Below are 24677 nucleotides of genomic sequence, written 5' to 3'. Positions count from 1 at the left end.
CCCTTCACGGACGGCGTGCTGAAGGATCTCGGCGAGCGGCTGACGATCAACACCGACAAGCGCGGCTCGTCGAACGTCATCGCCAACGACCGGGATTACAAGACATCCGTCGACAAGCTCTGGACAGCCGGCGACGTCCGCCGCGGCCAGTCGCTCGTCGTCTGGGCGATTCGCGAAGGCCGCCAGGCCGCCCGTGCGGTCGACGAGGCGCTGATGGGAACGACGACGCTGCCACGCTGATTCGGCGGGTTGGAGAGTGATGCAGGCGCTCGTGCGCCTGGCTCGTCATAGAGGCCGATCTTTCGCCGCACACTAGAGAATCGTCAGATGTGTCGGTGCGCCGATGCATGATTGCACCGACCACGTCTGGCAGGTTGTAGCATTCGAGTCGCAATCCTTGGGGTATTTGCCCGGGCAATGCCCGTGTTGCTGGACATTGCGACGGCATGCCGTTATCAAACGACGCGACGATGGGGTCGGAAGCATCGTTTCCGAAGCCACCGGGACGGCACGGGATTTTACATGCGCATCAGTATTGTTATTCGGACATTGAACGAAGCGCGTCATCTCGACGATCTCCTTCTCATGATCGCCCGTCAGAAGACAGAGGGGCACGAGGTCGAGACGGTTCTGGTCGATTCCGGCTCGACCGATGGCACGGTCGCGATCGCCCAGCGTCGCGGCTGCAAGATTACCCATATTCTGAAGTCAGAGTTCTCTTTCGGTCGGTCGCTCAACCGCGGCTGCGCCGTCAGTTCCGGGGATATCCTCGTCTTCATCTCCGGGCACTGCGTGCCCGTTGATGACAACTGGCTGCAAGCCCTTTGCCAGCCTGTCCTGGACGGCGAGGTCGCCTATACCTATGGCCGGCAGATCGGCGACGACGACAGCAATTACAGCGAGCGGCGGATTTTCGCGAAGTACTTTCCTGCCGTCTCCGCCGTTCCGCAGGAAGGCTTCTTCTGCAACAACGCCAACTCCGCGCTGCTTCGCAGAGTGTGGGAGGACAATCCCTTCGACGAGGGTCTCACGGGTCTCGAAGACATGGATCTGGCAAAGCGCTTGGTCGCGGCCGGCCACCGGGTCGGCTATGTGGCAGAAGCGCCCGTCTTCCACCATCATCAGGAGAGCTGGGCCCAGGTTCGCCGCCGCTTCGAGCGCGAAGCGCTGGCGTTGCGCAGCATAATGCCGGAGGTCCATCTTTCCCGGCTCGACGTCCTGCGCTACCTGGTGACGAGCGTGCTCGATGACTGGCGGTCGGCAACTCGTAACCGGATCAGTTCCACCAGCCGCGGCGATATGCTGCGCTACCGCTGGAACCAGTTCACGGGATCCTACAAGGGCAACCACGAACATCGCCGCCTGTCGCAGCACGCGAAGGAGCGGTTCTTCTATCCCCAAGTCAATGAGAAGGCCATTAAAGATGATTGGCTCAGGCCGTTGCATCGCACTCCTCCCCATGAAGGCCAACAGCCAGAGGGTCAAGGGCAAGAATTTCCGACCGCTCCACGGTAAGCCGCTTTACCGCTGGATTCTCGATGCGCTTCTCGCGCTCGACGAGATCGACGAGGTCGTGATCAATACCGATGCCAGGGCCATCCTTGCCGAGAGCGGCCTGGTAGAGGGCGGGCGGGTGCGCATTCGTGATCGCAAGCCACATCTATGCGGCGACACGGTATCCATGAATCTCATTCTGGCGGACGATATCGCGGCGGTCCCGGCGGAAACCTACCTGATGACGCACACCACCAATCCGATGCTGCGCGCCGAGACGATCCGTGACGCGCTCGGGCGCTACCGGGAGGGTGTCGCGAGCGGCGGTGCCGATTCGCTCTTCACGGTCAACAAGATCCAGACGCGCTTCTACCGGGCTGACGCGAGCCCGGTCAATCACGACCCGGACAACCTCATCCAGACCCAGGATCTCGAACCTTGGTTCGAGGAGAATTCCAACCTCTACATCTTCTCGCGCGACAGCTTTGCCGGTTCCAACGCGCGTATCGGCCGCAAGCCTCTCTTGCATGAGATGAGCAAGATGGAGGCCGTGGACATCGACACGCCGGAGGACTGGGCGATCGCGGAAGCCGTTGCCGCCACGCGCGACAGCTGGCGGGAGGCCGTGTGATGAAGGATGTCATGGTAAGCTGCCCGCCGATGCTGGGCCAGATCGGCCGTTTCATGGACTACGCGGCCGAGCGTGGGCTCAGGCTGCATCCGGCCAAGGTCACGCAGATACTGAGCGAGGACGAGTTGCGTGCGCTGCTGCCCGGCTATGACGGCTGGATCATCGGCGACGACCCGGCGACTCGCTCGGTCTTCGAAGCCGGCAAGGCCGGGCGTCTGCGCGCAGCAGTCAAATGGGGCATTGGCGTCGACAATGTCGATTTCGTCGCCTGCAAGGATCTCGGCATTCCGATCATCAACACGCCGATGATGTTCGGCACCGAAGTTGCCGACGTCGCCACAGCCTTCGTCATCAGCTTGGCGCGTGAGCTTTTCTACATCGATCGCGGCGTGCGGGCTGGCCAGTGGTTGAAGCCGGCCGGCATCAGCCTGCTCGGTCGCCGCGTCGGGGTTGTCGGCCTCGGCGACATCGGCAGGAACACCGTGACCCGCTTGCAGGCGCTCGGGATGAAAGTGATTGCCTACGATCCAGGCGTCGAAGGCGACGCAGGCATTGCGGGCCTTGAGCGCGCGGTCTGGCCGAACGGCGTTGAGGATGTTGACTTCCTGGTCTTTACTTGCTCACTCAACAAGCACAATCATCACATGCTCGATGCCGGCGTTCTGGCGCGCTGCAAAGCGGGCATACGTATCGTGAACGTGGCACGGGGTCCGCTGATCGATGAGGCGGCGTTAATTGCAGCGCTTCAGTCCGGGCACGTCTACTCCGCGGCGCTGGACGTGTTTGAAGTCGAGCCTTTGCCTGAGGGCAGCCCGTTGCGTGAGATGGAACGGTGCATCCTCGGAACACACAACGGATCGAATTCCATCGACGCCGTCATTCGCGCCAGCCACACTGCGATTGACCGGTTGGCGGGGTTTTTTGGCCCCGGCGCGGATTGAGACCTGATGCCTCGGGTCTACATCTATCCCGCTATCACGCAGAAAGTAGATGCCGATAATCTGATCTCTCGGCTCTCCTGGTACTTTCAGGCAGGGCTGGAAAGCATCGATGAAATTGTTCTTTGCGGCAACAAGATGCTTACGGATCAGGTGAGCGTCCCGGATTTCATGGATCCGGGATTGAAGATTCTTGTTCCGCGCTTGACAGAACGCGTTTCAATAGTTGCGGAGGATGAACTACAGCGCCGAATTATCGACGCGGATGTTGTCCGTGACATCTTGCTTATTTGGGACACACGCGTCGAAACCGGAATGCCCGTCGCGCTTGCGCGCTCTGTCGACGCATTCCGCAAAAGCGGCGGATTGTATCGCGTCGATGCGCTGCGGACGCGCATGGAGGGGTCTTTCTACCTGTGGGCAAGCCTCAATCGACTTCACGATCCCAATCGGCTTGAAGAATTGAACCGTCACAAGATGGCGGCCTTGTTGAAAGATGTCGGCGCACACAGCAAGGCATATGTTTTCGGCACGGGACCAAGCTTTAGCGAGTTCGTTCAAGCAAACAACTTTGAAGACGGGATTTGTATCGTCTCGAACTCCATTGTGAAGAACGCGGGAGCATTGGCTCGCCTCAAGCCAAAGATCATCTGTGCCGCTGATCCGATCTATCATGCAGGGTGTTCGAAATATGCAGCCACGTTTCGGTCGCACCTGGTTGACGCGATGCGCCATACTGGAGCGTGGCTGTTATGTCCTCTCCGCGACTATCCGATATACGACGCATTTTTGCCGGCGGAGCTAAAGGAGCGTCTAGTCGCCGTTCCCTTCGTTAAGGGAGACGGAGCCGCGATCGATCTCTCCATCGATTTCCATGTCAGGCCTTACCCAAACGTGCTGACGCTGCTGTTGTTGCCGCTCGCTGCAACAATTGCGTCGGAAATCTGTATCGTCGGCTGCGATGGGCGAAAACTGCTCGATGACTCCTTCTTCTGGGCACATGATCGGGCGGTGCAGTTTCACGGAGAAATGGCCGATATCAGAGCGGCGCATCCGGCCTTCTTCGAAATCGACTACAACGATTATTATCTCGATCACTGCCGTGATCTCGAAGTGGTGTTGAGCGCAATCGAACGGAAGGGACGGCGCGTCGTCACATTGACGCCATCGCTGATACCGGCGTTGCACCACCGCTTCATAACCCCGCCGACAGAAGGGGAGGTTCTTCGATGCATCGCAATGCTCGATCCGGACGCGACGAGCGATTGGGGGCATTTCCTTGCATATGATAAGCGACTGGGCTCTGCCGCAAGAGACCACGGAGCTTCTTTTGCTCTGCTGTGTCGAAGGGAGCTCAAATCAGAGTTCCGCCCCTCCAGTGCCGATCTCTTCGTGCCAATTTTTGGAGTTCACAGTTGGACGATAGGCAACAAGTCACCTGCGAACCGTTTGGACGTTCTGACCTTCGCGCGCGAGCTGGAAGCGGGCCTTGTCCAAGTGGAGAAGTCCTTCCAAGACGAGCATGTTTGTGTGTTCTGTTACATTGGCAGTCCGGAAATCGCGGAGGTTGTTGAGCACCTTCTGACCTATCGGCCCCGTTTCCGTGCGGTCGTTAACTTGTTCTGGTGCTACAATTTCGACCAGAACGAATCCTCGTACTCCTCATCGTGGCGCCCGACCATCGCAAGGCTGGCGCAAGGGCGCCAGGTGCGGGTAACCCACTCGACCCCGCAGATTTCTCACGAGTATCAACGAGATTGGAATGTCGCCATACCGGTCTTACCTCATCCAAGTACTGCGTTTTCTGATATCGACGCAGCGCGACGCATAGTTTCGTATGCCCGCCTCGACCGTGCGGAAAGTAAAAATCCGTGGCGCGTCGTCTTCCCGGGCGGTGCCCGCCAGGAGAAGGGCTATATGATCGCCTTGGACGCCAGCATCGCTGTTGCCAAGGATCTAGAGGCACAGGTTGTGCTGCGGGCCAATATCGACAAGGTCTCCGGCTGGGAGATCGCGAAGAAATTTTCGGAGCTGGACAAGGGCAGTCTGGAAATTTTGGACGGACCGCTTAGCGACGACGAATTTGTCGGTATGTTGTCCGATGCCGATGTTGTTGTCATTCCGTATTCCGGTGAGGCTTTTCGACGGCGAACGTCCGGCATTCTCATCGATGCGATGATACTTGGAAAACCCGCCGTGGTCGTGACCGGTACATGGCTCGCCGATTTTGTCGTTGAACACGGAATCGGGGTCGCTTGTGAGGCCGACGCGCAGGCGATTGCCACAGCGGTTCGCCAGGTCACGGAGAATTATGCGACCTATTGCGCACGCGTCGAAAGGGCGTGTACCGATTATATCAGAGAAAATTCTTGGGGTCGGTTGGTAGAGATGATGGCTTCCACCGTGTCGCTTCGTGCAGACAAGTCAGAGGATTTCGCAACCGGTACCGAAATTGAAGCCTTGCGGTCAAACTTTGTCGCATTGCATGACTATGCCCGTCGTCTCGAATGCGATCGAGGGGCGGTCGTGCGCATTGCGAATCGACCTGTGCACCAAGTCACGATTGCGGGACTTTCAGAGTTGGTTCGCTCTGCGCCGATGGCGGATATCGGAGTCTGTGAACGTTTCCTGACATCGCTTGCATCGCGAATTCTGACGGCTGAAAGAAACGACGCCAGAGTTGCTGACCTGTTGACGCAGGAGGCGATTTATATCGCATTGGATGCCCTGCCGGACCACAATCAGGTCAAAGCGCATTTCCTGAAAATTTCTAAGCATTTCGACAGCGCGTTGCAGCTGAGCAAGCCCCCCGCCGATATCGCGCTCTGATCTGTTCGTAGACGGCGAGCGCCCAACCCTAAAATCGGCTGTCGGCCGCCGAGGATTGACATGAAAAAGAAAGCACTGATTACCGGTGTGACAGGCCAGGACGGTTCCTATCTCGCGGAACTGCTGCTCGAGAAGGGTTACGAAGTGCATGGAATCAAACGCCGTGCGTCGTCTTTTAATACCCAACGCGTCGATCACATCTATGAAGATCCGCACATCGGCGATGCGCACTTCCGTCTGCACTACGGCGACTTGACGGACAGTTCCAATCTCACGCGCATCCTTGCGGAAGTGCAGCCTGACGAGGTCTACAATCTCGGAGCGCAATCGCATGTCGCGGTCAGCTTCGAGGCACCGGAATACACTGCCGATGTTGACGCGATCGGCACCTTGCGCCTGCTGGAGGCCATTCGCTTCCTGAAGCTTGAGAACAAGACGCGATTTTACCAGGCTTCGACGTCAGAACTCTACGGACTCGTGCGGGAGACGCCGCAGCGAGAGACGACGCCGTTCCATCCGCGCTCGCCGTATGCCGTCGCAAAGCTCTATGCCTACTGGATCGCGGTCAATTATCGCGAGGCCTACGGAATCTATGCGTGCAATGGTATCCTGTTCAATCACGAAAGCCCGCGCCGCGGCGAAACCTTTGTGACCCGGAAGATCACGCGTGGCCTGGCAAATATCGCGCAAGGATTGGAACGCTGCCTGTTCATGGGCAATATCGACAGCCTGCGTGACTGGGGTCATGCCAAGGACTATGTCCGCATGCAGTGGCTCATGCTGCAGCAGGACGCGCCAGATGACTTCGTGATTGCAACCGGCGTACAATATTCGGTCCGTCAATTCATTGTCTGGTCCGCCCGTGAACTGGGAATCATCCTGCGTTTCGAGGGCGAGGGTATTGAGGAAGTGGCGATCGCGGAGGAGGTCGTCAGCAATGATGCACCCGCGGTTAAGGCGGGGGACGTGATCATGCGCATCGATCCGCGCTATTTTCGCCCGGCGGAAGTCGAGACTTTGCTCGGTGACCCGACGAAAGCCAAGGAAAAGCTCGGCTGGGTCCCCGAAATCACGGCTCAGGAAATGTGCGCCGAGATGGTCGCGGCCGACCTTCAGGCAGCAAAACGCCACGCTTTCCTGAAGGCGCACGGTCTGGAGATGCCGGTGGCACTTGAGGGGCGATAGGTTTTACAGAGATCAGCCGGGAAAAACGTGTGCGAGCCGTGAGTTTGATGGGATTGCTTTGACTCACGGTGTGGAAGGAGCGGACCTTGTCTAAGAAGATCTTTGTCGCTGGGCATCGCGGTATGGTCGGTGCCGCAATAATGCGCAAACTGCAGCAGAGACAGTCGTTTGGCCAAGATCTGATCCTTTTGACGCGCACCCATGCGGAACTCGATCTGACTGACCAAGGTGCAGTGCGGGAGTTCTTGCAGGCGGAGCAGCCGGATACCGTCATTCTTGCCGCTGCCAAAGTCGGCGGGATCCATGCGAACAACACCTATCCGGCCGAATTCATCTACGAAAACCTGATGATTGAATGCAACGTGATCCATCAGGCTTACGCTGCCGGCGTGCGGCGGCTCTTGCAACTCGGCTCGTCCTGCATCTATCCACGGCTCGCAGAGCAGCCGATGACGGAAGAGGCGTTGCTCACCGGTAAACTCGAACCGACCAATGAACCCTACGCAATTGCAAAAATTGCGGGGATTAAGCTGTGCGAGAGCTACAATCGCCAATACGGAACGGACTATCGCTCCGTCATGCCGACAAACCTCTATGGACCTGGCGACAATTTCAGCGTCGAGAATTCGCATGTGGTGCCGGCACTGTTGCGCCGGTTTCACGAGGCCGCACGACAGGGGGCGGACGCGATTACGATCTGGGGCAGCGGCACGCCGCGCCGTGAGTTCCTGTATGTAGACGACATGGCGGCCGCCAGCCTTTTCGTGCTGGATCTCCCGAAATCCGACTATGATGCTCGAACGAACCCGATGCTGAGCCATATCAATGTCGGGACCGGCACTGATGTAACGATCGCCGAGCTCGCTGCTCTTGTCGCGGATATCACGGGCTTTGGCGGCCAGATCCTTTATGATTCGGCAAAACCCGACGGCGCGCCGCGAAAGCTCATGGATGTGTCTCGGCTTGCCACAATGGGGTGGCGCGCGCAGATTTCGTTGCGCGATGGCCTCGCGCGGACATACAGATGGTTCCTCGACCAAGGAGATACCTTGCGCGCCTGATCAGGCCGGTGCGCAAGCAGCTTCAGGGCGGTTCCGGACTTGTTCCACGATCTTGACGCCACAGCTTGACAGCCAGCTCCGCGAAATGAAAGTGATCGCACCGCGCGACCAGCCGCATCAAGAGGCACGCGGTGCGATTGCGGGCAAAATACCGCCTCGGGCATCTGCCTGCCAACCATGGAGACGTTCACGACATGAAACTCGCCCTTCACATCGGTACGCCGCGCACCGATGCTGCTGCGTTCCAGGCCTGGTGTTCGTCCAATCGCGATGGCCTTATGGCGCAGGGTGTCGGCTATGCAATCGCACCGGGGGCGAAGAACCATCGAAAACTCGTTGCCTACGCAAGCGAAACCGACAAGCCGCATGCGAGCCTTGTCGGCCTTGGCGTGACGAACCCGAAACAGCATGAGCAGTTCCGTAAGGATCTGGACGCAGCCATGCGCAAGGAGATCAAGGACAATCCCGGCGTGAAGACCTGGGTCATGTCGAGCGAGGATATCTTTACGGCCGTCAACACTGTTGGGATGGTGCGGCGTCTGTACGAACTTCTCACGCCGCTGTTCAATGACGTCACGGTTTATCTGCACCTCAGGCCACAGCTCGACCTGGTGATGGCGCTTGCATCCCAGCAGGCGCGGGCCGGCAAGGTGGTCACCCGAGCGGAACTGACCCGCAAAAGCATTTCCAGTACCGACAGTTTCTACAATTACGATCGCGGCATCGCTCCCTGGGAGGAAGTCTTCGGAGCACAGAACCTGAGGCTCGTCCCCTTCCGTCTCTATCCCAGTCTGACCGAGTTCCTAATTGAGGAACTGCACATCAATGGTAAATCTCTGTCCGCCTTCGAGGCAAGGGTGCCCGAACTCGATTGGCGGGCCATCGCGCTTTCGAACAGCGTGAAGCGCGGCTTGGAGGCACTTGCCATCCAGGATGTACCCGACCTCTTCCTGGGCAGCATGCCCGGCGACGAGGGTCTGAAACTTGGCCGTGCTCTGGCGGAGGAAGTACAAGGTCGTTTTATACAGGGAAACCGGGCGCTTGCCGACCGCAGGTCCGATATCACGATTGAGGATCTGACGCCCGATTGGTCAGGTTATTCGGACGACGGAAACGCACATCTCATGGAAGCGCCCTGCCTGTTCTCCGAGCAGATGGGGTACATGGTTCGACGCTTCACGCAGGAAATCGCACTCGAAACCTGGCGTCGCCATGTCGCGGAGGCCAAGGCGGCAGCGCTTGCCGGGGATACAAAGGCGCGTGATACCGCGAAGCTGGAGGCCGAACGCGCCTTGAAGCGGCTGGCCGCCCTCGGTGTAACGGCTCCGGCGGGTGGCAAGTCCTCATGATCAGGATCTTTTCGTTCGGTTCCTATCGAAACCGCCAGCCGCTCGCTTATCTGCCGATCGCGCAGCGGCTTGCGGGGCAGGTGGTGCCTGTAGACCGGATCGGCGACGCGCAGATCGTTCTCTTCAGCCACAGCAAGGATCTGACGCTGCACGAGGTGCAGTTGACGCAGATGTTGGCCGTCAACCCGCGCCTTCGGCTCGTTCTTCTCTCCGAGGAGCCGTTCTGGGATACCTGCTGGAACAGCGATCCCTTTACGCGCCACCGGACACACGAGACGGGTTTGCACGGATTGCCCTATATCGTGCTCAATCATCACACATCAGGCATATATGACTCCGGGCGAATTCCCTATTTCCTGCTGACCGATCCGGGCTATATCGCGCGCTATCGCGCGCTCTTTGATCGCAATGCCGGCTGGTCGACTGAGCACTGGCGAGCCCAGTTCAAGGCCGCGGCCTATGACGTGGCCTTTGTCGGCGCCAAACGACACAGCGACGAATTCGCCCCGGCCTTTCCAAAGGAGCGGGTCTGGGGCTTGAGCGTCTTCCGGTCGGATCTTGCTTCGAACTGCGATGCTCCTTCCGTGCTTCGTGCGGGACGAGGATGGTCGGACGGTCCGATGCGCACCGAGCTTGAAGACTGGCATGCCGACAAACTCGCGCTGCTCGACCTCAGGTGCCGCTATGTCTCGGCACTCGAGAACACGCATCAGCCCAATTATGTTTCGGAGAAAATCTTCGACGCCTTTGCCGTTGGTGGCGTACCGCTCTACTTTGCCACGCCCCGGCATGATGTACACCGTCTCGTCGCAAAGGGAGGCTGGGTGAACCTCTATCGTTCGCCCGTGCCGGCGAAACCGTATTTCGACGCGACGCAACCCGTTTCGGATGCCATGCTGGACGACTACGCTCTGGTCCAGGCGCATCTGGCCCGGCTCTTCCGCGACAAGGCAAACGTCGAGGCGGAGCTCGACAGGCTGGCGGAAGCGTTGGTGCAGGAGTTTGCGACGGTGCTCCGCAGCTGACGGGGAAACAGCCGCCTGTCACCCTGTGCTCGCTTCGAAACGATCCTCGTTTCAGCGGGTGGCGGGTTCCGGCAGCCGGTAGAAGTCGACGCGGCCCTGCGGGGCCGTTGCCGTTTCACCCTTTTCCACAAGCTGCTCGCGCGGCGTCCGGCCGCTTCCCTTTTCAGGCAGCGAGCCGCCGAGGAGCAGCGTTCCGCCGTCAAGCTCCGGATCGACGAGGCTTATCGGCAGCGTGGTCTTTATATCCTCGGGCCTGAGGGAAACCGCGACGGCCGCGCCTTCGAGCTGCTCGGCCGTTCCCAACGGGCCGGCGGCCAGTGCCGCTCCGCCGAGCAGGCGACGGATCTCCTTCTCCACATAGAAGGCAAGCTTGCGCTTGCCCGCCTTGGTGAAATTGATGCCGTCCGAGCCGCGAAGGCGGACTTGTTGACCGTTGATGTCGGACCCCGTCACGACGAATCTCCCGTTCTCGTCGACGAAACCTTCCCAGATGTCGACAAAGGTCCCGCCCGCCTTTTCGACGCCGGCGCGATAGAGCGTGTTGAAGGTGATCATGTCCGCCGTCATGGACGAGGACTGGAAGGGGGGCAAACCGACCCAGAGAAGCGGCGTGTTGCTGCCGGAGGCGACCATCGCCGCCAGGCGCTCGACGCGCGACACATATTCCCGCGTCCAGGCTTCCGTGCGGAAGTCGGCCCGCGTCCCGGCGTCGAACCGCATCTGCTGGCGGTCGTTCGCCCCGAGGGACAGGACGACGAGGGCCGGCTTGACCTCGGCGATCATCGCGGGCAGTTCTGCCGGCCAATCGTAGTAGTCCGTCCGAACGATGCCCGAGGACCCGTTGGTCCGGCTTTCGACCACTATTCCGGGAAGCGTCGAGAAGGCTTCCGTCAGCCCGTCACCGATGCCGCCGGCCATGAAATCGCCGACGACGAGAATGCGCCTTGCGTCCGGTGCCTTCTCGACCACCACAGCTGCAGGCTGTGCCGCCTTGCGCGCCGCGGTCGACACCTTCTTGCGCGGCTTTCGCCGGATCTGCTTCTTGACCTTCGGTTCACGAACCTCGCGCTTGCCGCCGCCGAAAAGCAGCTGCAGGATGGATTTGCGTTGTACGCGCTCCTGGGCGTCCGCGGCATGGAAGGCGGCATCGAGCGGCACGGCGGCGATCGCGAGCGCCAGACCCAGGAGGAGACCGCGGACAAGCCACATCATGTAGTTCGTGCTCCGATGACGTTGTGAGTGTCCGATACCGGCGTGGCGGCAAGATGGCGCCAAGAATAGACCGATCAGGACACCGGTCAATGAAACAACAAGGGAGCGCCAATGGCGCTCCCTTGTTCGGGTCGCGGGTCGCGGGCGTCAGCGGCGGAGCGCGTTGAGCAATGTCTGGCTCGGCTGGCCGTCGGCGGCGAGGCCCATGCGGTTCTGGAAGGCCTCGATCGCCGCCTTCGAGCCGGAGCCGAAATTGCCGTCGACCTCGCCCTCGTAGTAGCCGAGTTCCTTGAGGCGGGTCTGCAGCTCGAACTTCTCGGTGATGTCGAGTGCACCGTCCGGGCGCGGCCATCGCTGCTTAACGCCGCCATATCCGGCGAGCTGGTCGGCCAGCATGCCGACGCCCATCGCATAGGAGTCCGACGCGTTGTACCGCTTGATGACGAAAAAGTTTCGCGTCATCAGGAAGCCCGGGGCGTTGCCGCCGGCCGGCAGCTTCAGCTCGGCGCGGTCCTTCGAATATTTGAAACCGCCACCCCCCGGGCGCACGAAGCCGAGCTTCGCCCATTCGCCGAGCGTCTTGGTCTGCCCGTCGTACTGGCTGCCGCCCTTCGGCACGACGATCTCGTAGCCCCAGGTCTTGCCCGACTGCCAGCCGTTCTTATGCAGAAGGTTGGCTGCGGTCGCGAGTGCATCCGGGACGGAGTTCCAGATGTCGCGGTGCCCATTGCCGTCCGCATCGATCGCATAGATGAGGTAGCTCGTCGGGATGAATTGGGTATGGCCCATGGCGCCCGCCCAGGACCCCGTCATCTCGGAGGCGGAAATGTCGCCCTTCTGGAGGATCTTGAGGGCGGCGATGAGCTGGGTCCGCGCGAATTTCGCGCGCTTCTTGTCCGCGTAGGCGAGCGTCGCGAGCGCGCGCGGCACGTAGTGCAGCCGGTCGTCCTTCGCGAGCACGGCACCGTAGTTCGATTCCATCGACCAGATCGCAAGCAGGATGTGGCGGTCGACGCCGAAGTGGCGTTCGAGTGCAGCGAGGGTGCGGCCGTGCTTTTTCGCCATATCCTGACCGATGCGGACCGTGTAGGGGTTCACGCGTGAGTCGAGATAGTCCCAGACCTTGTGCTTGAATTCAGGCTGATAGGCAGCCTTTTCGAGAACGGCCGGGTCCGGCGTCTTGACGCCGGAAAACGCCTTCTGATAGGTCGACTTGCTGATACCGTTCTTCGCCGCCGTCGCATAGAAGTCCGCGATCCACTGCTGGAAGCCGGCGTCGGCACGCGCCGCGGTGGCCGAAGCCATCAGCGTCGCGGAAACAAGGAGGGCGAGAGCGGTGCGGGAGAGTATGGATTTCCTATCCTTGGACATCGATCGTCGTTTCCGTGAACTGTGAGTCTGCCTCTACGGACAAGGTTATTCGTCCGGTGAACGCGCAGTTTACAAAGCCGAAGTCAACAAAGTCTTTACCATGATCCGCTGGTTTCGTCTCTCTTTGCAAAAAAATAGCATTTTGAATTTAATGCGGCACAACGGACCGCCCAATGATTGCGGCGGCAGATCGAGGTGAAAGATGTCATCGGTTCGCAAGGTACGTAAGGCGGTATTTCCTGTTGCAGGTCTGGGGACGCGGTTCCTGCCTGCGACGAAGGCGGTTCCCAAGGAGATGTTGACGGTCGTCGACAAGCCGGTGATCCAGTATGTCGTCGACGAGGCGCTCGACGCGGGCATCGAACACCTGATCTTCGTGACCGGCCGCTCGAAGGCGGTGATCGAGGACTATTTCGACATCCAGGTGGAGCTCGAACAGACCCTTCGCCAGCGCAACAAGACCGCCGAGTTGAGCCTGCTCGAGAGCATCCTGCCGGTGGCCGGCAGCACCAGTTTCACGCGCCAGCAGGAGCCGCTCGGCCTTGGGCATGCGGTATGGTGCGCGCGCGAACTTGTCGGCGACGAACCCTTCGCCCTTTTGCTTCCGGACATGATCATGAAGTCGGACAAGGGCTGCATGAAGGGCATGGTGGAGCTCCACTCGGAGAGCGGCGCCAATATCATCGCGGTCGAGGAATGCGCGCCGGACCAGGCGCACAAATACGGTATCGTCGGCGTCGGCGAGGCGATCGGCGAGGGGTTCCGGATCACCAGGATGGTGGAGAAGCCGGCACCCGGCACGGCGCCCTCGAACTTCTTCATCAACGGCCGCTACATCCTGCAGCCGGAAATCTTCCCGATCCTCGCGACGCAGGAGCGCGGCGCGGGCAACGAGATCCAGCTGACCGACGCGATGGTCAAGCTCTCCGGCACGCAGCCCTTCGCCGCCTACCATTTCCGCGGCGAGACCTACGATTGCGGCGCCAAGGACGGCTTCATCCTGGCCAACGTCGCCTTTGCCCTCGAAAGGGCGGATATAAGGCCGGTGGTCGAGGAACCGCTGCGCAAGATCGTCTCGCGATTCAAGTGAGGCCGCGCTAGCGGCGCATGACAAGGCCGATGCCGGCGCGTGTGACGCCGGTGTCGGGGCTGCCGGACTGGGTCGTCCGCTCGTAGGAGAGATCGCCCGTCATCGCCAGGGTCCGGTTGATGCTCCATTCGAGGCCGGTGCCGACCAGGTAGACGTTCTGGTCGTCGATTGCCGACGTCTTGAAATCGCGACGCTCGTATGTTCCCCGGAGGCTCGCCACGAGATTGTCGCGCAGCATATGTGCGATGCGGGCATTCGTCCCGTAGGAGACGTATCCACTCTGGCCGGCGGTCGTCGACGGCTCGATGGAGGTCGTCAGTCCGAGGGTGACGTCGGTGCCGCGCTGTGGCGACCAGTTGAGCGAGCCGTCCACGGTCACCGTGTCCAGTTCCTTCAGGCGCGAATCGTCGAACTTGGCACGCTCGTAACCGACCCCAAGCTCGCCGCTGAGCTTCTCGCCGAGGTCGACCGCAGCGCCGAGCCTGAGCCCGTAGCTGTCGGAGGACCGCGCGTAGCCGGCCGAATCGCGCTCCTCGTCATAGACCGAGCGGCCGACATAGGATTCGAGGAACGGGATGAGGGCCGGCGACAGCTCGTAGCCGACGCGCGCCGTCAGGCGCCCCTCCATGCGGTCGCGGTCTGAGAGCGACAGGCTCGATCCGTCCGACAGTTCGGCGTCGCCGTAGATCTCGCGCGTGCCGTCGAGTGCCACCGTCCCGCGGATCGCGCCGAAATCCCGTTCGAGGCGGGCCCCGGCGGTGAAGGTATGCACGTCGGACTGGACACTGGCGTTGCTGACCGCGTTGGGATCGGTCGAGTCCTCCCGCTCGAAGGTGTAGCCCGCCGTCACGTTGCCGATCATGTCGTCGGCGAGGTCGAGTCTCAGGTCGGCATTGATATTGACGCGCGGCTCCGTCTGTCCTTCGCCGGAAATGTTGCGCTCGTAGGTTCCCTCGCCGTCGACGGTCAACTGGTGGCGGGACCAGTCGGACTGCAGCGTGCCCTTCAATGTGGTGGTGGAGAAGCTGCGGCTTTCGCTCGAATCGCCGGTCGTCGTCCGCTCGTAGCCCAGACCCTGTGTCGTCGAGGGTTTCAGCAGGAAGCTTCCCAGGCGGATGCCGAGCGGCTCGTACGGATTGTCCGGGAGTGCCGGTCGCAGCTCATCCTCGACGCGCAGGACCGGCATGTTCTCGCGCGTCCCGTCGCTCGCGACCCGGCTGAAGTTCTCGTCTTCGCCTTCGGTCTCGGACTGCTCGGCGGACGTTGTGTTCATCGTCGTGCCGGTTGTCTGCTGGTCGGTGCCGGTGGCCGAGCCGGCATTGGCATTTGTCGTGGCCGAAAGACCGGTGGTGTCGTTCGTATCGGTTTGCGGGTCCAGATTTTGCAGCCGCTCCACGGTATTCGGATCGATGTCGTCGGTTGCGGTCTCCTGCGCGCGCGTCGCGGTCGCGGCTAGGCACAGGCAGGCAAGCAGGGCCGCTGCGGTTCCCGCGCGCAACCGGCCCGTCCGCCGGAGGATGACGGCTGTGGATATGTGCGACATCGCGCGCTTGCGCCCTTTCCGAATAGCTAAGCAAACGTAAAGCGTCATGGTTAACGATTGGTTGCGCCGCGCCCGGCGAGGCGCCGCTGCCGATCTGCATGGACATGTGCGGGCAAAAGGGCTAACGAGGCGCCATGATCAAGAGACAGGCGAAAGTGGAAAGCGGCGGCGCGATCGCCTCTGCGATCCGGACGATCGAGACTGAAAAGGCAGGCCTTGCCGCGCTCTCCGCGGTTCTCGACGGGCCGCTCTGCGGACCCTTCTGCGAGGCGGTGGACCGGATCGCGGACATAGCCGGGCGGGTCATCGTCACAGGCATCGGCAAGTCGGGGCACATCGGCGCCAAGATCGCGGCCTCGCTCGCCTCGACGGGCACGCCGTCGTTCTTCGTGCATCCGGTCGAAGCAAACCATGGCGATCTCGGCATGATCACGCGCGACGACGTGATCCTCGCGATGTCCTGGAGCGGCGAAAGCTCGGAATTGCAGGGCATCATCTCCTATTCGCGCCGGTTCTCGATTCCGCTGATCTCCATAACGTCGGGCGAGCGGTCGACGCTGGCACGGGAGTCCGATGTCGTCCTGCTGCTGCCGAAGGCGGCGGAAGCCTGCCCGCACGGCCTGGCGCCGACCACCTCGACGCTGATGCAGCTTGCGATCGGCGACGCGCTCGCCGTGTCGCTGCTCGAGGCGCGCGGCTTCACGGCGACGGATTTCAAGACCTTCCACCCCGGCGGCAAGCTTGGCGCGAGCCTTTCGCATGTCAGCGAGATCATGCACACGGGTGAGAACATGCCGCTCGTCCCGCTCGGCACGTCGATGCCGGATGCTGTGATGGTACTGTCGCGCAAGCGCTACGGCTGCGTCGGTGTCCTGAATGACGACGGCATCCTGATCGGCATCATCACCGACGGCGACATCGCACGCAATCTCGCGCTCAATCTCGCTGAGCTTCGTGTCGAGGACATCATGACGCGCGCGCCGAAGACGGTAAAGCCTTCGACGCTTGCGACAGCCGCGCTCGGCGTGCTCAACCAGCACAACATCTCGGCGCTGATCGTCACCGACGAGACTTTCCGGCCCGTCGGTGTCGTGCATTTCCACGATCTGCTGCGGATCGGCGTCGCCTGATCAGGCGGCTTCGACCGTCAGATCGCGGCCGTTGCTTTGGGTGATGCGGACACGCGTGCCGGCTGGAAGATCCGGCCCCTGGACGCTCCACATCGTGTCGTCGAGCCGGATTCGCCCGCGTCCTTCCCGGATGGGCTGTTCGAGTGTCGCGGTGCGCCCGACGAGGCTCTGGCCGCGCTGGTTGAGGAAGGGCTCGTCGCTTGCCCTGCTGCGGGCGGAGACGAGGCGCCGCCCGCCGATCGCTGCGGCGAGCGACAGCACGGCGAAAAGCAGCCACTGCACCTGCCAGGTCCAGAACGCGCTTTCCCAGAAGAGCAGCGCCAGCGCACCGGTCACGATCGCCGCCAGGCCGATCCAGACGAGAAAGACGCCCGGCATCAGCACTTCGAGGATCAGGAGAACGATGCCGAGAACCCACCAGGCCCATGGACCGAGTTCGGCGGCCAGACGCGCGATCATCGGTCAGGTCTCCCCGCGCGGCGGTTCGAACGGGTTGCGGAACGTCGTGGCCGGCGTGGTCTGGGTGCTCGTTGTCGGCGTCGACTGACGCGCCCGTCCGCCGGAAGGCGGCGTCGGCTGGTCGCCGAAAACCTCCCTGGCGATGGCGCCGATGCCGCCGAGCGAGCCGATCAGCGAGGACGCTTCCATCGGCATCAGCACGATCTTGGCATTGGTCGCCTTGCCGATAGAGGCGATTGCCTCGGTGTATTTCTGAGCGACGAAATAGTTGATCGCCTGGACGTTGCCGGAGGCGATTGCCTCGGAGACCAGACGCGTCGCCGTCGCTTCGGCCTCGGCGAGGCGTTCGCGGGCCTCGGCGTCGCGGAACGCGGCCTCGCGCTGGCCTTCGGCCTCGAGGATGGCCGACTGCTTAGCGCCCTCGGCGCGAAGGATCTGGGCGTTGCGTGAGCCCTCCGCCTCCAGCACCTGCGCACGCTTCTCGCGCTCCGCCTTCATCTGGCGCGCCATCGCGTCGACGAGGTCCTTCGGCGGCGCGATGTCCTTGATCTCGACGCGGGTGATCTTCAGACCCCAGGGGTTGGCGGCCTCGTCGACCACCCGCAGCAACTGATCATTGATCCTGTCGCGGTTGGAAAGCAGCTCGTCCAGGTCCATCGATCCCATGACCGAGCGGATGTTGGTCATGGTGAGGTTGGTGATGGCGTTCTCGAGGTCTGCCACCTGATAGGCGGCCTGGGCCGGATTGAGCACCTGGTAGAAGGCGACCGCGTCGGCCGAGCAGCTCGCATTGTCGCGTGTGATGACCTCCTGGGTCGGGATGTCGAGAACCTGCTCCATGACGTTCATCTTGGCGCCGATGCGGTCGATGAAGGGGATGATGAGGTTCAGCCCAGGCTCCAGCGTGCGCGTGTACCGCCCGAAGCGCTCGACGGTGTATTTGTAGCCCTGCGGTATCGTCTTGATGCCTGCGAAAATCAGCAGGATAACAAGAACGACGAGCGCGATGACGACGACGTCCAGCCCGGCCAGAGACATGGATGACCCCCTTTAACCAGCGTTGCGGCCCTAACCTACGGAAAACGGCCCGCAAAGCCAGTCTATTTGAGCAGGCTCCGGTTTTTTGGCCGCACCGCCTCAAAGCCAGCCGGCGAGCTCCCGGCGGACGACCTTCTCGAGAACCGCCATGCCCTCGGGACTGTCGTTGAGACAGGGGATGTGGGTGAAATGCTCGCCGCCATTGTGGTGGAAGCTCTCGGCCGCCTGCTCGGCGATCTCTTCCAGGGTCTCCAGGCAGTCGGAGACGAAGCCGGGATTGATGACGGCGATACGCTTGACGCCGTCCTGCGCCAGCTTCTCGACCGTCTTGTCCGTGTAGGGCTGCAGCCACTCCTCCGGTCCGAAGCGCGACTGGAAGGTGACCATCAGCCTCTCCTTCCGCCAGCCGAGACGCTCGCGCAGCAGGCGCGCGGTCTTCTGGCACTGGCAATAATAGGGATCGCCCTTGTCGAAGTAGCTCTTCGGAATGCCATGGAAGGACGTGAGCACGACCTCGGGTTCCCAGTCGAGGCCCGCGACATGTTTCTCGATCGAGACCGCGAGCGCATCGATATAGGCCGGGTCGTCGTGATAGGGGGGAACGGTGCGCAGGGCGGGCTGCCAACGCATCTTGAGGAGCGCCTCGAAGGCCTTGTCGTTGACGGTTGCCGTCGTCGCCGCGGCATATTGCGGGTAGAGCGGGAAGACGAGGATGCGCTCGCATCCCTGCTTCTGCAGGTGCTCCAGGCGGGAGGCGATCGACGGCTGTCCGTAGCGCATCGCCCAGTCGACGACGACATTCGGATGTCCGGCCATGGACGCAGCCATGAGTTCCGCCTGGCGACGGGTGTAGGTGCGCAGGAAACTCTCGTTCCGTTCCTTGTTCCAGATCGTCTCGTAGGCCTTGCCGACCTTGCCCGGGCGGGTGTTGAGCACGATGCCGAACAGGATCGGATACCAGAGCGCCCTCGGCCACTCGATGACGCGTTTGTCCGTCAGGAACTCCTTCAGGTAGCGGCGCATGGAGGTGTAGTCCGTGCCGTCCGGCGTGCCGAGATTGACGAGCAGCACGCCGATCCGGCCGGATTCGACGGTTGGGTGGCTGCCGGGAAGGGAAACGGAGTTCTGCATCTGCGATCCTGTGCGTGCGGTGTTTCTTCGCAGTTCTTATACGCGGTATGGGCCGCTTGGTTCAGAATCGTTCTAAAAAGAAAAGCCGGTCCGGAAAAGCCCCGGGCCGGCCGAAAAGTGGAGACAAATTGTCCTTATTGGGCAGGAATCTCCAGTTCCGAGCCGATCGCCAGCGCGCGGGGCCGCGGATTTCCGTTGGCTTCCGAGATCTTGCGCCACATGTGCCCGTCGCCGTAGGCGGTTTCCGCGAGATCCCACAGCGTGTCGCCGCGCACGATGACGTGCTTGCTTGCCATCGATGTCGCGGTTTCCGCGGCGGGTGCAGTTTCGCCGGCCGTGGTCGTTGCCGTCTCGGCAGGCATCGCTTCGGTATTCGCCGCGCCGGCGTCTGCCGTCATGTCGGTAGCCGGCATTGCGGCTGCAACGTCCGCAATGCGGCCTTCGGTGAAAGGCTTGTAGGGCCTGTTGGCCGCAAGATAGTCTGCGACAACCTGCTCCAGGCCGGGTCCGAAGTCATAAGCATTCATGCCGGCGGAAGCGAAGATCTTGTATCCATCGCCGCCCGCGCGCATGTAGTTGTTGGAGACGATCGTGTACGTTTTGGCGGCGTCGAGCTTGACGAAGCCGTCGCCTTCCTTGACGTCCACGGAAACGACCCGACTGCCGGGCGGCTTCGATTTGTCGAAGGAGAACTTCATGCCGGCGACCTGCGGGAAGCGGCCGGCGCCTTCCTCGATCTGGCTGAGGCCGTTCTCGAGGGCGGCGAGAAGGTCGGACCCCTTGAGCTGGAAGGTTGCGACGGTGTTCTGGAACGGCAGCACGGTGAGCACCTCGCCCATCGATACGGGGCCGGCGTCGATCGACGCACGCAGGCCGCCGCCATTGGTGATGGCTATCGTCACGCCCTGGCTCCTCGTCCGGTCGAGCATGGCATCCGTCACGAGGTTGCCCATGGCGCATTCCGCGGCGCGGCAAATCTCGCGCGAACCGTCGATCGGCGCCGCACTCTCCGCGACGATCTTGTTCTTCAACTCCTCGATGGGGCCGCCCAGCTCCTTCACGCGGGCAACGACCGTTTCGTCCGGTTTGATCGACGAGTCGATCAGGAGCGGTTCACCGGTGGCTTCCTTTACCACCCCCTTGTCGTCGAAGACGACCTTCAGGTTGCCGAGATACTTGCTGTATGCGCCGGCCTGGACCACCGGCACCTTGTAGCCGCCGGGATTGTCGACCATCGTCGGATATGGGCCCTCCGCCTTGTCCGAGGTATTCGACAGGAAGGTGTTGGTGTGGCCACCGACGACGACATCGACATCCGGGATCTTGGCGATGGCAGCGAGGTCGCGCGGATAGCCGACATGGGTGAGCGCGACGATCTTGTCGACACCCTGCTTCTTGATCTCGCCGATCGCGGCAGTGATGTCGGCGACGTCGTCGCCGATGAGCACATTCGGCCCTGGCGACGAAAGCTCGTGCGTGTCATTTGCGACCGCGCCGACGATACCGACCTTCTGGCCACCCGACTCCAGGATCACGAAGGGCTTGATGCGGTCGCCAAGCTTGGAACTCGCACCGGCGGCGACATTGGCGGTGACGACCGGGAATTGCACCTTGTCGAGGAAGAGCGCGAGCCCATCCTCGCTGTCGTCGAATTCGTGGTTGCCGACGGTCATCGCGTCGAACTTCATCAGGTTGAGGAACTCAGCCTCCACCGCGCCCTTGTAGGTCGTATAAAAGAGCGACCCCTGGAAATTGTCGCCGGCATTGAGCAGCAGCACGTTCTTGCCGGCCATCGCCTGGCGCTGTGCGTCGATGGCGGCCTTGAGGCGCGCGACGCCGCCGAAGCACTCGTTCTTGCTCTCCTCTTCGGCCGAGCAGGTCGAGTCGTATTTGTTGATCGATTCGATGCGGGAATGCAGGTCGTTGATGTGCAGGATGTTGAGCTCGTAGTCTGCGAGGGCCGTTCCGCTCGTCAGCGCGAGGATCGATGCCGCCAGAAGGCTGGTACGGACGAATGTCATGGTCTTTCTCCTGTTTACCCGTTCCCTGGCATCCGGCCGGCAGGCCGCCGAACGGTATGGTTTCGGCCAGCAGGATGCCGGCGCGATGCTTTCATCACCGCGCATCGACTGCAAGGAAAAAGGTAGGTCGCGGGCTCATCTTTGTTGCAGCGCGAGGTAAGCCCGCCGGCAACAATAAGCCCCCGGGAGGGGGCTTGATGGCGATGCCGTTATGCCTGCGGTCAGCCGCGGCGGGTGAGCGAGAACTGCGCACCTGACCCGGAGGTGCAGTTGAGCTGTGTCGGCGTCACCAGCGAGCAGTTCGCCCGCGATGCGGTCTTCGTGATGTTGGAGAAAAGACTGATCTCGACGAGTCCCGTCGGCTGCGTCACATAGGTACCCGTCGCCATGACGGCGTTGGTGCCATCCGTCGTGCGGGTATCGAACTGACCGGCATTGAAGGTCGACAGCAACCCGTTCGAATCCACCCAGGCTCCCTCGACGCCCTGCGGCTGCTGGACTGCCGTCGGCAGATCGCGCGTACGGCGCTCGGACTGACACGACGCGAGCGCCGCGGCAACGGATAGCAGAGTGATGAGGGTGTGGGGTTTCATTAGTCTTCTCCCGCGTGACGTCCCGCAACTTTCTCGTCGTTTCGAAGTGAAACATGCCGCGATAAGATGGTGAAAGCAAGTCGCGGTGCCGGCGAGACAGCTGTTATCCCATTGAAACGCAAGAGGCCCGCGAGAAATTCGCGGGCCTCCTGATGTTCGCCGCGACGCTGCTCAGCGGACCAGGATGTTCCTGAACTGCCAGGCGTCCTTCGTGTCGAGGTCTTCCGGGAAAAGGCCCGGGCGGCCGTCGAGCGGTGTCCAGTCCGTGTAGTGTCCCTCGACCGGGCCGAGATAGGGAAGCTGGACCTCGAGGCAGCGCTTGTAGTCCATCTCGTCTGCCTCGACGATGCCGGCCTTCGGATTTTCGATCGCCCAGACCATGCCGGCGAGAACCGCGGACGTCACCTGCAGACCGGTGGCGTTCTGGTAGGGGGCGATGCGGCGGGTCTCCTCAAGCGACAGGCGCGAACCGTACCAATAGGCATTCCTGTCGTGGCCGTAGAGCAGCACGCCCAGCTCGTCGATGCCGTCGACCAGTTCGTTCTCGTCGAGGACGTGGAGGACCGGCTGCTGGTTTCCGCCGTTGCCGAACATTTCATGCAGCGACAGCACGGCGTCGTTTGCCGGATGGTAGGCATAGTGGCAGGTCGGGCGGAAGGTGACGTCGCCGTCCTTGTCGCGCGTCGTGAAATAGTCGGCGATCGAGATCGACTCGTTGTGGGTTACCAGGAAGCCGTATTGCGGGCCGGGCGTCGGGCACCAGGTGCGCACGCGGGTGTTGGCGCCGGGCTGCTCCAGATAGATCGCGGCCTGGCAGCCCTTCTTGTGCTTCTTGGCATTCTTCGGCATCCATTCCTCGTGGGTGCCCCAGCCGAGTTCTGCCGGCTGAAGGCCCTCGGAGATGAAGCCTTCGACCGACCACGTGTTCCAGAAGGTGTCGAACGGCTTCGGGTTCTTCGTGCGCTGCGTGTCGCGCTCGGCGATATGGACGCCCTTGACGCCGGCCTTCCTCATCAGCTTTGCCCAGCCGTCGCGATCGTCCTGCGACGGCTCGTCGAATTTCAGGTCGAGATCCTTGGCGAGGTTGACGAGCGCCTGCTTGACGAACCACGAGACCATGCCCGGATTGGCGCCGCAGCAGGAGACGGCGGTGGTGCCGCCGGGGTTCTTGGCCTTCTCCTTGCGGACCGTTTCGCGAAGCGCGTAGTTGGTCCGGTCGGCATTCTTCATGCCCTTGTCGAAATAGAAGCCGAGCCACGGTTCGACGACCGTATCGATATAGAGGACGTCCAGCTTGCGGCAGAACTTCATGAGGTCGAGCGAGGACGTATCGACCGAGAGGTTGACGCAGAAGCCCTGGCCTTCGCCTTCGGTCAGGAGCGGCTTCAGCAGGTCCTTGTAGTTTTCGCGGGTGACGTGTGCCTTGACGTGGCGCACGCCGTGGCGCGCGAAGATCTCCGCGTCGGCAGCGTCTTCGCGCGGCTCGATGACGACCAGCCGGCTCTTGTCGTATTTGAAGTGGCGCTCGATCAGCGGCAGCGTGCCGCGTCCGATCGAACCGAAACCGATCATCACGATCGGCCCGGTGATTTCGCCGTAAACCGGATAGGTCGTGTCTGCCATGTCGTCGCTCTCCTGGAAAGACGTCGGTATGTCGAAAAAAAGGGCCCTTAAGGCCCCTTCGTGAATTGGGAAAGGCCTAGAGCACAGAATCCTGTCACAATAAAGGGTGCAATGGCGCCACGCGGGATAATCTTACGCAGTCACGAGAGCGCGCAGGCCGGCGATCAAGCCGCCGCGCGCCTCGGTCAGGCCCTTGTAGCGGGCCTGCGCGGGCTCGAGCGCCTCCAGCTGGTCGGCGAAGGTCGCAGCGACCGTTGCCGCATCCGGCAGGGTGCCGACCGCGGCGATCGGATCGGCATAGATGCGGATCGTGAACAGGATGTCGCCCGAAACGGGAAGCCGCCGCAAGGTTTGCCTCTCGACGCGCACGAAGGTCTCGTCGAGCGAGACGGACGGCGCACCGGGCAGCGCCCCATGCGCCTTCGATGCCGGACAGTGCAGGTCGGCATCCGGGTTGATCGACCAGTTGAAGCGATGGACCGGCTGGTCCGGCTTGAGATTGTCGAACATCCGGTTGATCAGCATGGCATTTCGCGTGCCCTCGCCGAAGCCGGGGACGGGCGCATGGATTTCCTCCATGCGCCGGCCGAATTTCTCCGGCAGCGACCAGGAGGACGGGAAGGCGACATAGCCCGCCGCGAGGTGCCAGCCGGTTTCGCGGCGCCGTATGAGAACGAGATCCTCCTGGACGAGCGCACCGGCGCGCAGCAGCGGCGGGAGCGCCGGCTCGTCGAGAACGACGCGCCGTTCGGGAAGGCGCATGGCGTTGCCGTCCCGCGTATAGACCGACGGATGCGCCAGCGGCAGATGGTCCGCCAGCATGGCGAGGACTTCCCCCTGCGCCGCCCGCGTGTCCGGCGCTTCGGCGAAGACCACGTCCGGAAAGGCCGAACGCACGCGGTCCTTTTCGCGCAGGTAGCGTTCCAGGTCCCCGTCCGGCTCGATCCAGCGGGC

Annotated in this window: 20 protein-coding genes and 1 pseudogene; 11 read left to right on the top strand and 10 right to left on the bottom strand. The window is 62.0% G+C overall.

What is annotated here, in order from left to right; translation table 11 throughout:
- From gltD to LXM94_RS00625, 9 genes and pseudogenes are all read left to right on the top strand, one after another.
- Nucleotides 1-240: pseudogene (gene gltD, locus LXM94_RS00665) on the top strand (glutamate synthase); the annotation flags it as partial.
- Nucleotides 241-522: 282 nt separating this feature from the next.
- On the top strand, nucleotides 523-1515 hold the full coding sequence (locus tag LXM94_RS00660; RefSeq protein ID WP_235769211.1) for a glycosyltransferase family 2 protein: 993 nt from the start codon (nucleotides 523-525) through the stop codon (nucleotides 1513-1515).
- The gene (locus tag LXM94_RS00655) at nucleotides 1460-2125 is read left to right on the top strand and encodes an acylneuraminate cytidylyltransferase family protein (protein ID WP_235769210.1); all 666 of its coding nucleotides are present in this window, start codon (nucleotides 1460-1462) and stop codon (nucleotides 2123-2125) included. Before LXM94_RS00660 ends, LXM94_RS00655 begins: the two co-directional genes overlap by 56 nt.
- The gene (locus LXM94_RS00650) at nucleotides 2125-3066 is read left to right on the top strand and encodes an NAD(P)-dependent oxidoreductase (protein ID WP_235769209.1); all 942 of its coding nucleotides are present in this window, start codon (nucleotides 2125-2127) and stop codon (nucleotides 3064-3066) included. Before LXM94_RS00655 ends, LXM94_RS00650 begins: the two co-directional genes overlap by 1 nt.
- A gap of 6 nt (nucleotides 3067-3072) precedes the next feature.
- A complete protein-coding gene (locus LXM94_RS00645; protein WP_235769208.1) occupies nucleotides 3073-5892 on the top strand; it encodes a glycosyltransferase family protein in 2820 nt (939 codons plus the stop codon).
- Between the two features lie 60 nt (nucleotides 5893-5952).
- The gene (gene gmd / locus LXM94_RS00640; RefSeq protein ID WP_235769207.1) at nucleotides 5953-7077 is read left to right on the top strand and encodes a GDP-mannose 4,6-dehydratase; all 1125 of its coding nucleotides are present in this window, start codon (nucleotides 5953-5955) and stop codon (nucleotides 7075-7077) included.
- Nucleotides 7078-7163: 86 nt separating this feature from the next.
- Nucleotides 7164-8138 (top strand): GDP-L-fucose synthase, encoded by a 975-nt coding sequence (gene fcl, locus LXM94_RS00635; protein WP_235769206.1) that lies wholly within the window; start codon nucleotides 7164-7166, stop codon nucleotides 8136-8138.
- A gap of 194 nt (nucleotides 8139-8332) precedes the next feature.
- Nucleotides 8333-9487, top strand: coding sequence for a hypothetical protein (locus LXM94_RS00630; RefSeq protein ID WP_235769205.1), 1155 nt, complete (start codon nucleotides 8333-8335; stop codon nucleotides 9485-9487).
- Nucleotides 9484-10512, top strand: coding sequence for a glycosyltransferase family 10 domain-containing protein (locus LXM94_RS00625; protein WP_235769204.1), 1029 nt, complete (start codon nucleotides 9484-9486; stop codon nucleotides 10510-10512). The genes LXM94_RS00630 and LXM94_RS00625 overlap by 4 nt, the downstream gene beginning before the upstream one ends.
- 51 nt (nucleotides 10513-10563) lie before the next feature.
- Here the strand turns inward: LXM94_RS00625 and LXM94_RS00620 are convergent, their stop codons facing one another.
- Both LXM94_RS00620 and LXM94_RS00615 read right to left on the bottom strand, forming a co-directional pair.
- Entirely contained in the window at nucleotides 10564-11724 is a 1161-nt protein-coding gene (locus tag LXM94_RS00620; RefSeq protein ID WP_235769203.1) for an SGNH/GDSL hydrolase family protein, read from the bottom strand.
- Between the two features lie 147 nt (nucleotides 11725-11871).
- Nucleotides 11872-13095 carry a lytic murein transglycosylase gene (locus LXM94_RS00615; RefSeq protein WP_235769202.1) on the bottom strand — a complete coding sequence of 408 codons (1224 nt, stop codon included), beginning with the start codon at nucleotides 13093-13095 and terminating at the stop codon, nucleotides 11872-11874.
- 202 nt (nucleotides 13096-13297) lie between these two features.
- Here LXM94_RS00615 and galU point away from each other — a divergent pair, with 202 nt between their 5' ends.
- A complete protein-coding gene (gene galU, locus LXM94_RS00610; protein WP_235769201.1) occupies nucleotides 13298-14185 on the top strand; it encodes a UTP--glucose-1-phosphate uridylyltransferase GalU in 888 nt (295 codons plus the stop codon).
- A gap of 7 nt (nucleotides 14186-14192) precedes the next feature.
- Here the strand turns inward: galU and LXM94_RS00605 are convergent, their stop codons facing one another.
- On the bottom strand, nucleotides 14193-15683 hold the full coding sequence (locus LXM94_RS00605) for an outer membrane beta-barrel protein (protein WP_235769200.1): 1491 nt from the start codon (nucleotides 15681-15683) through the stop codon (nucleotides 14193-14195).
- Between the two features lie 179 nt (nucleotides 15684-15862).
- Here LXM94_RS00605 and LXM94_RS00600 point away from each other — a divergent pair, with 179 nt between their 5' ends.
- Nucleotides 15863-16858, top strand: coding sequence for a KpsF/GutQ family sugar-phosphate isomerase (locus LXM94_RS00600; RefSeq protein ID WP_235769199.1), 996 nt, complete (start codon nucleotides 15863-15865; stop codon nucleotides 16856-16858).
- Here the strand turns inward: LXM94_RS00600 and LXM94_RS00595 are convergent, their stop codons facing one another.
- From LXM94_RS00595 to LXM94_RS00565, 7 genes are all read right to left on the bottom strand, one after another.
- Complete coding sequence (locus LXM94_RS00595; protein ID WP_235769198.1) at nucleotides 16859-17317, bottom strand: NfeD family protein; 459 nt, start codon at nucleotides 17315-17317, stop codon at nucleotides 16859-16861.
- A 3-nt stretch (nucleotides 17318-17320) separates the two neighbouring features.
- Nucleotides 17321-18355 carry an SPFH domain-containing protein gene (locus LXM94_RS00590; RefSeq protein ID WP_408015569.1) on the bottom strand — a complete coding sequence of 345 codons (1035 nt, stop codon included), beginning with the start codon at nucleotides 18353-18355 and terminating at the stop codon, nucleotides 17321-17323.
- A 99-nt stretch (nucleotides 18356-18454) separates the two neighbouring features.
- Nucleotides 18455-19486, bottom strand: a complete 1032-nt coding sequence (gene hemH, locus LXM94_RS00585; RefSeq protein WP_235769197.1) for a ferrochelatase — start codon at nucleotides 19484-19486, stop codon at nucleotides 18455-18457.
- A 134-nt stretch (nucleotides 19487-19620) separates the two neighbouring features.
- Entirely contained in the window at nucleotides 19621-21507 is a 1887-nt protein-coding gene (locus LXM94_RS00580; RefSeq protein ID WP_235769196.1) for a bifunctional metallophosphatase/5'-nucleotidase, read from the bottom strand.
- Nucleotides 21508-21728: 221 nt separating this feature from the next.
- Nucleotides 21729-22100, bottom strand: coding sequence for a hypothetical protein (locus LXM94_RS00575; RefSeq protein ID WP_235769195.1), 372 nt, complete (start codon nucleotides 22098-22100; stop codon nucleotides 21729-21731).
- Between the two features lie 171 nt (nucleotides 22101-22271).
- A complete protein-coding gene (locus tag LXM94_RS00570; protein WP_235769194.1) occupies nucleotides 22272-23723 on the bottom strand; it encodes a homospermidine synthase in 1452 nt (483 codons plus the stop codon).
- A 132-nt stretch (nucleotides 23724-23855) separates the two neighbouring features.
- A partial coding sequence (locus tag LXM94_RS00565) for a heme-dependent oxidative N-demethylase family protein (protein WP_235769193.1) occupies nucleotides 23856-24677 on the bottom strand: 822 nt, incomplete at its 5' end.

This window comes from Rhizobium alarense (genome assembly GCF_021555155.1).
Classification (GTDB): domain Bacteria; phylum Pseudomonadota; class Alphaproteobacteria; order Rhizobiales; family Rhizobiaceae; genus Rhizobium_D; species Rhizobium_D alarense.
Note: the sequence above shows the minus strand (reverse complement) of the source record. Positions and strands in the feature narration are given on the sequence as shown.

Bases quoted from the DNA above. Each gene is read 5' to 3' on its own strand.
- LXM94_RS00645 (WP_235769208.1), top strand. From the start codon at position 3,073: ATGCCTCGGGTCTACATCTATCCCGCTATCACGCAGAAAGTAGATGCC.
- LXM94_RS00650 (WP_235769209.1), top strand. From the start codon at position 2,125: ATGAAGGATGTCATGGTAAGCTGCCCGCCGATGCTGGGCCAGATCGGC.
- LXM94_RS00620 (WP_235769203.1), bottom strand. From the start codon at position 11,724: ATGATGTGGCTTGTCCGCGGTCTCCTCCTGGGTCTGGCGCTCGCGATC.
- LXM94_RS00630 (WP_235769205.1), top strand. From the start codon at position 8,333: ATGAAACTCGCCCTTCACATCGGTACGCCGCGCACCGATGCTGCTGCG.
- hemH (WP_235769197.1), bottom strand. From the start codon at position 19,486: ATGCAGAACTCCGTTTCCCTTCCCGGCAGCCACCCAACCGTCGAATCC.
- LXM94_RS00625 (WP_235769204.1), top strand. From the start codon at position 9,484: ATGATCAGGATCTTTTCGTTCGGTTCCTATCGAAACCGCCAGCCGCTC.
- LXM94_RS00580 (WP_235769196.1), bottom strand. From the start codon at position 21,507: ATGACATTCGTCCGTACCAGCCTTCTGGCGGCATCGATCCTCGCGCTG.
- LXM94_RS00615 (WP_235769202.1), bottom strand. From the start codon at position 13,095: ATGTCCAAGGATAGGAAATCCATACTCTCCCGCACCGCTCTCGCCCTC.
- LXM94_RS00590 (WP_408015569.1), bottom strand. From the start codon at position 18,355: ATGTCTCTGGCCGGGCTGGACGTCGTCGTCATCGCGCTCGTCGTTCTT.
- LXM94_RS00600 (WP_235769199.1), top strand. From the start codon at position 15,863: ATGATCAAGAGACAGGCGAAAGTGGAAAGCGGCGGCGCGATCGCCTCT.
- LXM94_RS00655 (WP_235769210.1), top strand. From the start codon at position 1,460: ATGAAGGCCAACAGCCAGAGGGTCAAGGGCAAGAATTTCCGACCGCTC.
- LXM94_RS00660 (WP_235769211.1), top strand. From the start codon at position 523: ATGCGCATCAGTATTGTTATTCGGACATTGAACGAAGCGCGTCATCTC.
- galU (WP_235769201.1), top strand. From the start codon at position 13,298: ATGTCATCGGTTCGCAAGGTACGTAAGGCGGTATTTCCTGTTGCAGGT.
- LXM94_RS00595 (WP_235769198.1), bottom strand. From the start codon at position 17,317: ATGATCGCGCGTCTGGCCGCCGAACTCGGTCCATGGGCCTGGTGGGTT.
- LXM94_RS00570 (WP_235769194.1), bottom strand. From the start codon at position 23,723: ATGGCAGACACGACCTATCCGGTTTACGGCGAAATCACCGGGCCGATC.
- LXM94_RS00575 (WP_235769195.1), bottom strand. From the start codon at position 22,100: ATGAAACCCCACACCCTCATCACTCTGCTATCCGTTGCCGCGGCGCTC.
- gmd (WP_235769207.1), top strand. From the start codon at position 5,953: ATGAAAAAGAAAGCACTGATTACCGGTGTGACAGGCCAGGACGGTTCC.